This is a genomic window from Pseudidiomarina sp., from assembly GCF_048267825.1.
Taxonomy (GTDB): domain Bacteria; phylum Pseudomonadota; class Gammaproteobacteria; order Enterobacterales; family Alteromonadaceae; genus Pseudidiomarina.
The window spans coordinates 1-5,532 of record NZ_JBLWWR010000030.1 but is presented as its reverse complement, the minus strand read 5'-3'; the positions used below and the strand labels follow the sequence as shown (position 1 = coordinate 5,532).

The window sequence follows — 5,532 nt, the reverse complement described above, 5'->3', positions numbered from 1 at the left end:
TTGCCCCTGTACACGGCTTACGCCCTGGCATTGCTGATGCAGTGGATTCTTTCATTCACTCTCAACAACCGTTACTAGGAAAACACATGGCTGCAACAGGAGATGTCCTAACTTCCCAGGGTTATATCTCTCACCACCTGCAACACCTGCAGATTGGTTCGGGATTCTGGGCGTTGAATATCGATTCTTTGCTTGTTTCCGTTGTCCTGGGCGCGCTGTTCTTGTGGGGCTTCAGCAAGGTTGCATCCCGTGCAACCACTGGTGTTCCGGGCAAGTGGCAATGTGCCGTTGAGCTGCTGGTTGAGTTTGTGGATAAATCCGTCAAGGACGTCTTCCATGGCAAGAGTGCGTTAATCGCGCCGTTGGCGCTGACCATTTTTGTCTGGGTATTCCTGATGAACCTGATGGACCTTATCCCGGTCGACTATCTGCCCTATGGTGCTCAATTGCTGGGCGTTCCTTACCTGAGGGTTGTTCCTTCCGCCGATGTTAACATCACCATGTCCATGGCGTTCGGTGTCTTCTTCCTGATCATTTTCTATAGCATCAAGATGAAGGGCGTGTCCGGCTTTGTAAAAGAGCTGACCATGCAACCGCTGAACCACTGGTCCATGATTCCCGTTAACCTGGTGCTTGAGACTGTATCGCTGATCGCAAAACCCATCTCCCTGGGTCTGCGACTGTTCGGTAACATGTACGCTGGTGAGATGATCTTCATCCTCATCGCGGGCCTGCTGCCGTGGTGGTCTCAATGGGTCCTTAATGTGCCGTGGGCGATTTTCCACATTCTGGTAATCACTCTGCAGGCTTTCATCTTCATGATCCTGACCGTCGTCTATATGTCGATGGCCTATGAAGAGCATTAATTTAAGATAACAAGAATTTAACAAGCTGTCGTTCTAACCGCTAACAATTGGAGAAATAAAATGGAAATGATTTTCATCGCTGCCGCTCTCATGCTGGGTCTGGCTTCTATCGGTGGTGCTATCGGTATCTCTATGCTGGGTGGCAAGTTCCTGGAAAGTGCTGCTCGCCAGCCTGACATGCTGCCTGCCCTGCGCGGCAACTTCTTCATCGTGGTCGGTCTGGTTGACGCCATCCCGATGATCACCGTTGGTATGGCTCTGTACCTGATCTTCGCCGTAGCCTAATGGCCCGGTACGTTAATCAGTCTGCTAACCAACTTTAAAGGAGAGTTGCGATGAATATGAACGCAACAATCCTCGGTCAAACGATCGCGTTTATCATCTTCGTTTGGTTCTGCATGAAGTTCGTATGGCCCCCCATCATGGGTGCCATCGAAAAGCGCCAGAAAGAAATCGCCGAAGGTTTGTCTTCGGCCGAACGTGCCAAGAAAGACCTGGCACTGGCGCAGACCAATGCAACCGAACAGCTGAAAGAAGCCAAGCTGGAGTCCGCTCAAATTGTTGAGCTGGCGAACAAGCGTAAGGCTCAGATCATCGAGGATGCAACGCGTGAGGCTCAGGCCGAGCGTGAAAAGATTCTGGCACAGGCCCAGGCGGAAGTTGAAGCCGAACGCAATCGTGTCAAAGAGGAACTGCGTAAGCAGGTTGCTGCTCTTGCCCTGGTGGGTGCAGAGAGAATCCTCGAGCGTCAGATTGATGCCGCTGCCAACAGCGACATCGTAGAGAAAGTAGTAGCTGAACTGTAAGGGAATCAGAGCCATGGAAATGAAAACCATTGCTCGCCCCTATGCCAAAGCAGCTTTCGATTTTGCCGTTGAGAAAAAAGCGGTCGACAACTGGTTGTCCATGCTGACTTTTGCTGCCGAAGTGGCGCAGAACGACAGCATGGCCCAGGTGCTCGGCAGCGATCTGAACGCGGAAAAGATGGCCGACGTGTTTTTGGCTGTCTGTGGCGAACAGCTTGATGAGCAAGGCCAGAACCTGATTCGGGTTATGGCCGTAAACGGACGCTTGAGTGTGTTGCCGGCAGTGGTCCGGGAATTCGCCGAAATGAAGGCGGAACTGGACCGGGTAGTGGATGCCGATGTGGTATCTGCCGCCAGACTGACCAAGCAACAAGTGGCCAAGATTCAGGCTTCACTGGAACAGCGTCTGGGACGCAAGGTGAACCTGAATTGCAGCGTCGACAAGAGCCTGATGGCCGGCATTATCATCAAGGCCGGTGACATGGTTATCGACGGAAGTGTGCGGGGCCGTCTGTCCCGCTTGGCCGAAACGCTGCAATCTTGATTGGGGAATAGAGCATGCAACTGAATTCAACTGAAATTGCTGAGCTGATCAAACAGCGCATCGAGCAATTCAATGTTGTCAGTGAAGCACGAAACGAAGGCACCATCGTCTCTGTAAGCGATGGCATCATTCGTATTCACGGCCTTGCTGACATCATGCAAGGTGAAATGATTGAACTGCCGGGCAACCGTTACGCCCTGGCACTGAACCTGGAGCGCGACTCCGTTGGTGCCGTGGTTATGGGTCCTTATGCCGACCTGGCCGAAGGCACCAAGGTTCAGTCTACTGGTCGTATCCTGGAAGTTCCGGTAGGCCGCAGCCTGCTGGGCCGTGTGGTTAACACTCTGGGTGAGCCGATCGACGGTAAAGGCGCCATCGACACTGATACCACTTCTCCGGTAGAAGTGATCGCGCCCGGCGTTATCGATCGTCAGTCGGTAGATCAGCCGGTACAGACCGGTTATAAAGCCGTTGACGCCATGATTCCTATCGGCCGTGGCCAGCGTGAGCTGATCATCGGTGACCGTCAGGTGGGTAAAACCGCCCTGGCCGTTGACGCCATCATTAACCAGAAAGACTCCGGCATTAAGTGTGTGTACGTGGCCATCGGCCAGAAAGCGTCCACCATCGCCAACGTCGTTCGCAAGCTGGAAGAGCATGACGCGCTGAAGAACACCATTGTGGTTGTTGCTTCCGCTTCCGAGTCTGCCGCCCTGCAATACCTGGCACCTTACGCCGGTTGTGCCATGGGTGAATTCTTCCGTGACCGCGGTGAAGATGCCCTGATCGTGTACGATGACCTGTCCAAGCAGGCCGTTGCCTACCGTCAGATCTCTCTGCTGCTGCGTCGTCCGCCGGGCCGTGAAGCCTACCCGGGTGACGTGTTCTACCTGCACTCCCGTCTGCTGGAGCGTGCTTCCCGCGTGTCTGCTGACTACGTTGAGAAGTTCACCAACGGTGAAGTGAAAGGCCAGACCGGCTCTCTGACCGCGCTGCCGATCATCGAAACTCAGGCCGGTGACGTGTCTGCGTTCGTACCGACCAACGTGATCTCCATCACCGACGGTCAGATCTTCCTGACCACTGAACTGTTCAACTCCGGCATCCGTCCGGCCGTTGACCCGGGTATCTCCGTATCCCGTGTAGGTGGTGCTGCTCAGACCAAGATCGTGAAGAAACTGTCCGGTGGTATCCGTACCGCGCTGGCTCAGTACCGCGAACTGGCGGCCTTCGCTCAGTTCTCTTCCGATCTGGACGATGCTACCCGCAAGCAGCTGAACCACGGTCAGAAAGTTACCGAGCTGATGAAGCAAAAGCAATATCGTCCGATGTCCGTTGCCGAGCAGTCACTGTCTCTGTTCGCCGCAGAAAACGGCTACCTGGATGATGTTGAGCTGCGACTCATCACTACGTTTGAAGACGCCCTGATCGCTTACGCCAATTCAGAACATGCCGCCCTGATGGCGGAGATCAACGAGAAAGCCGACTACAACAAAGACGTTGTAGCTCAGCTGACTGCGTTGCTGGATAGCTTCAAGGCTACCCAGTCCTGGTAACCATGTGGCAGCGTTAATTGCTGCCACCTGAATTGGAGAAGCGACATGGCCGGCGCAAAAGAAATACGTAGCAAGATCGGGAGTGTGAAAAACACTCAGAAGATCACCAGCGCTATGGAGATGGTGGCCGCCTCGAAAATGCGTAAAGCGCAGGATCGCATGGACCACAGCCGCCCATACGCTGAAACCATACGCAAGGTGATCGGCCACATCGCGCAGGGGAACTTGGAATACAAGCACCCCTACCTGGAAGACCGCGAGGTCAAGCGCGTTGGGTTTATTATCGTCTCCACCGATCGGGGCCTCTGTGGTGGCTTGAACATCAACGTGTTCAAGGCCGCCATGAATGAAATGAAGGCATGGACCGACAAGGGCGTGGGTATCGACCTGGGTCTTATCGGCAACAAGGCGGTGGGCTTTTTCAACCGCTATGGCGGCAAGGTGATCGCCCAGGCCACGGGATTGGGTGACAACCCCTCCCTCGGCGAGCTGATCGGCTCCGTCAATGTCATGCTGGAGGCGTTCGATAACGGTGAGATAGACCGCCTGTATCTGGTGTACAACAAGTTTGAAAACACCATGGTGCAGAAACCCCGGGTCGATCAACTGTTGCCTTTGCCTGCATCGGAAGAAGAAGTGGCCAGCCACAGCTGGGACTACATCTACGAGCCGGATCCCAAATCGCTGCTGGACAAGCTGCTGGTGCGCTTTGTGGAATCACAGGTGTACCAGGGTGTGGTGGAAAACCTGGCCAGTGAGCAGGCTGCCCGGATGGTGGCGATGAAGGCCGCTACCGACAACGCCGGCAACCTGATAAACGATCTGCAACTGGTGTACAACAAGGCCCGTCAGGCCGCCATTACCCAGGAACTGAGCGAGATCGTGGCCGGGGCCGGTGCCGTATAAGGCGAAGGTATTCAAAGGTTTAGAGGATTTGACATGAGTAAGGGTATCATAGTCCAAATCATCGGCGCGGTCGTGGACGTGGAATTCCCGCAAGATGCGGTTCCCCACGTTTACGATGCGCTGAAGATCACGACTGAAGGCCAGGGCCAGGGTCTGGTTCTGGAAGTTCAGCAGCAAATCGGCGGCGGCGTAGTACGCTGTATCGCCATGGGTTCCTCCGACGGCCTGCGCCGTGGTCTGGAAATCGAAAACACCAATGCACCCATCCAGGTGCCGGTGGGTGTGAAAACCCTGGGCCGGATCATGGACGTGCTGGGCAACCCCATCGACGAAAAAGGTCCGGTGGAATCAGAAGAGCGCTGGTCCATCCACCGCGAAGCCCCCAGCTACGAAGAGCAGTCCAGCTCTACCGAACTGCTGGAAACCGGCATCAAGGTAATCGACCTGGTTTGTCCCTTCGCCAAGGGTGGTAAGGTTGGCCTGTTCGGCGGCGCCGGCGTGGGCAAGACCGTTACCATGATGGAGCTGATCCGTAACATCGCCATCGAGCACAGCGGTTACTCCGTGTTCGCCGGTGTAGGTGAGCGGACCCGTGAAGGTAACGACTTCTACCACGAGATGACCGAGTCCAACGTACTGGACAAGGTATCCCTGGTATATGGCCAGATGAACGAGCCGCCCGGCAACCGTCTGCGCGTGGCACTGACCGGCCTGACCATCGCCGAGAAGTTCCGTGACGAAGGTCGTGACGTTCTGCTTTTCGTCGACAACATCTACCGCTACACCCTGGCCGGTACCGAAGTATCCGCGCTGCTGGGTCGTATGCCTTCCGCGGTAGGTTATCAGCCGACTCT

At 55.2% G+C, this 5,532-nt stretch carries 7 protein-coding genes; all 7 read left to right on the top strand.

The features are described 5' to 3' along the window. Nucleotides 1–86 precede the first annotated feature (86 nt). On the top strand, nucleotides 87–866 hold the full coding sequence (atpB, locus tag ACN0UN_RS11690) for a F0F1 ATP synthase subunit A (RefSeq protein WP_094279251.1): 780 nt from the start codon (nucleotides 87–89) through the stop codon (nucleotides 864–866). Between the two features lie 60 nt (nucleotides 867–926). After that, nucleotides 927–1,151, top strand: a complete 225-nt coding sequence (atpE, locus tag ACN0UN_RS11685; protein WP_071471457.1) for a F0F1 ATP synthase subunit C — start codon at nucleotides 927–929, stop codon at nucleotides 1,149–1,151. Between the two features lie 50 nt (nucleotides 1,152–1,201). Continuing rightward, complete coding sequence (atpF, locus tag ACN0UN_RS11680; RefSeq protein WP_094279250.1) at nucleotides 1,202–1,672, top strand: F0F1 ATP synthase subunit B; 471 nt, start codon at nucleotides 1,202–1,204, stop codon at nucleotides 1,670–1,672. A gap of 13 nt (nucleotides 1,673–1,685) precedes the next feature. After that, the gene (gene atpH, locus ACN0UN_RS11675) at nucleotides 1,686–2,216 is read left to right on the top strand and encodes a F0F1 ATP synthase subunit delta (RefSeq protein ID WP_094279249.1); all 531 of its coding nucleotides are present in this window, start codon (nucleotides 1,686–1,688) and stop codon (nucleotides 2,214–2,216) included. Nucleotides 2,217–2,230: 14 nt separating this feature from the next. Continuing rightward, entirely contained in the window at nucleotides 2,231–3,772 is a 1,542-nt protein-coding gene (gene atpA / locus ACN0UN_RS11670; RefSeq protein WP_094279248.1) for a F0F1 ATP synthase subunit alpha, read from the top strand. A 45-nt stretch (nucleotides 3,773–3,817) separates the two neighbouring features. Further along, complete coding sequence (atpG, locus tag ACN0UN_RS11665) at nucleotides 3,818–4,678, top strand: F0F1 ATP synthase subunit gamma (RefSeq protein WP_417660117.1); 861 nt, start codon at nucleotides 3,818–3,820, stop codon at nucleotides 4,676–4,678. 33 nt (nucleotides 4,679–4,711) lie between these two features. Beyond that, nucleotides 4,712–5,532: F0F1 ATP synthase subunit beta (atpD, locus tag ACN0UN_RS11660; protein ID WP_417660116.1), on the top strand; the 821-nt coding region annotated here is incomplete at its 3' end.

What these genes read in the sequence shown, in the direction of transcription:
- atpB (WP_094279251.1), top strand. Translation starts at nt 87, where the DNA reads ATGGCTGCAACAGGAGATGTCCTAACTTCCCAGGGTTATATCTCTCAC.
- atpE (WP_071471457.1), top strand. Translation starts at nt 927, where the DNA reads ATGGAAATGATTTTCATCGCTGCCGCTCTCATGCTGGGTCTGGCTTCT.
- atpF (WP_094279250.1), top strand. Translation starts at nt 1,202, where the DNA reads ATGAATATGAACGCAACAATCCTCGGTCAAACGATCGCGTTTATCATC.
- atpH (WP_094279249.1), top strand. Translation starts at nt 1,686, where the DNA reads ATGGAAATGAAAACCATTGCTCGCCCCTATGCCAAAGCAGCTTTCGAT.
- atpA (WP_094279248.1), top strand. Translation starts at nt 2,231, where the DNA reads ATGCAACTGAATTCAACTGAAATTGCTGAGCTGATCAAACAGCGCATC.
- atpG (WP_417660117.1), top strand. Translation starts at nt 3,818, where the DNA reads ATGGCCGGCGCAAAAGAAATACGTAGCAAGATCGGGAGTGTGAAAAAC.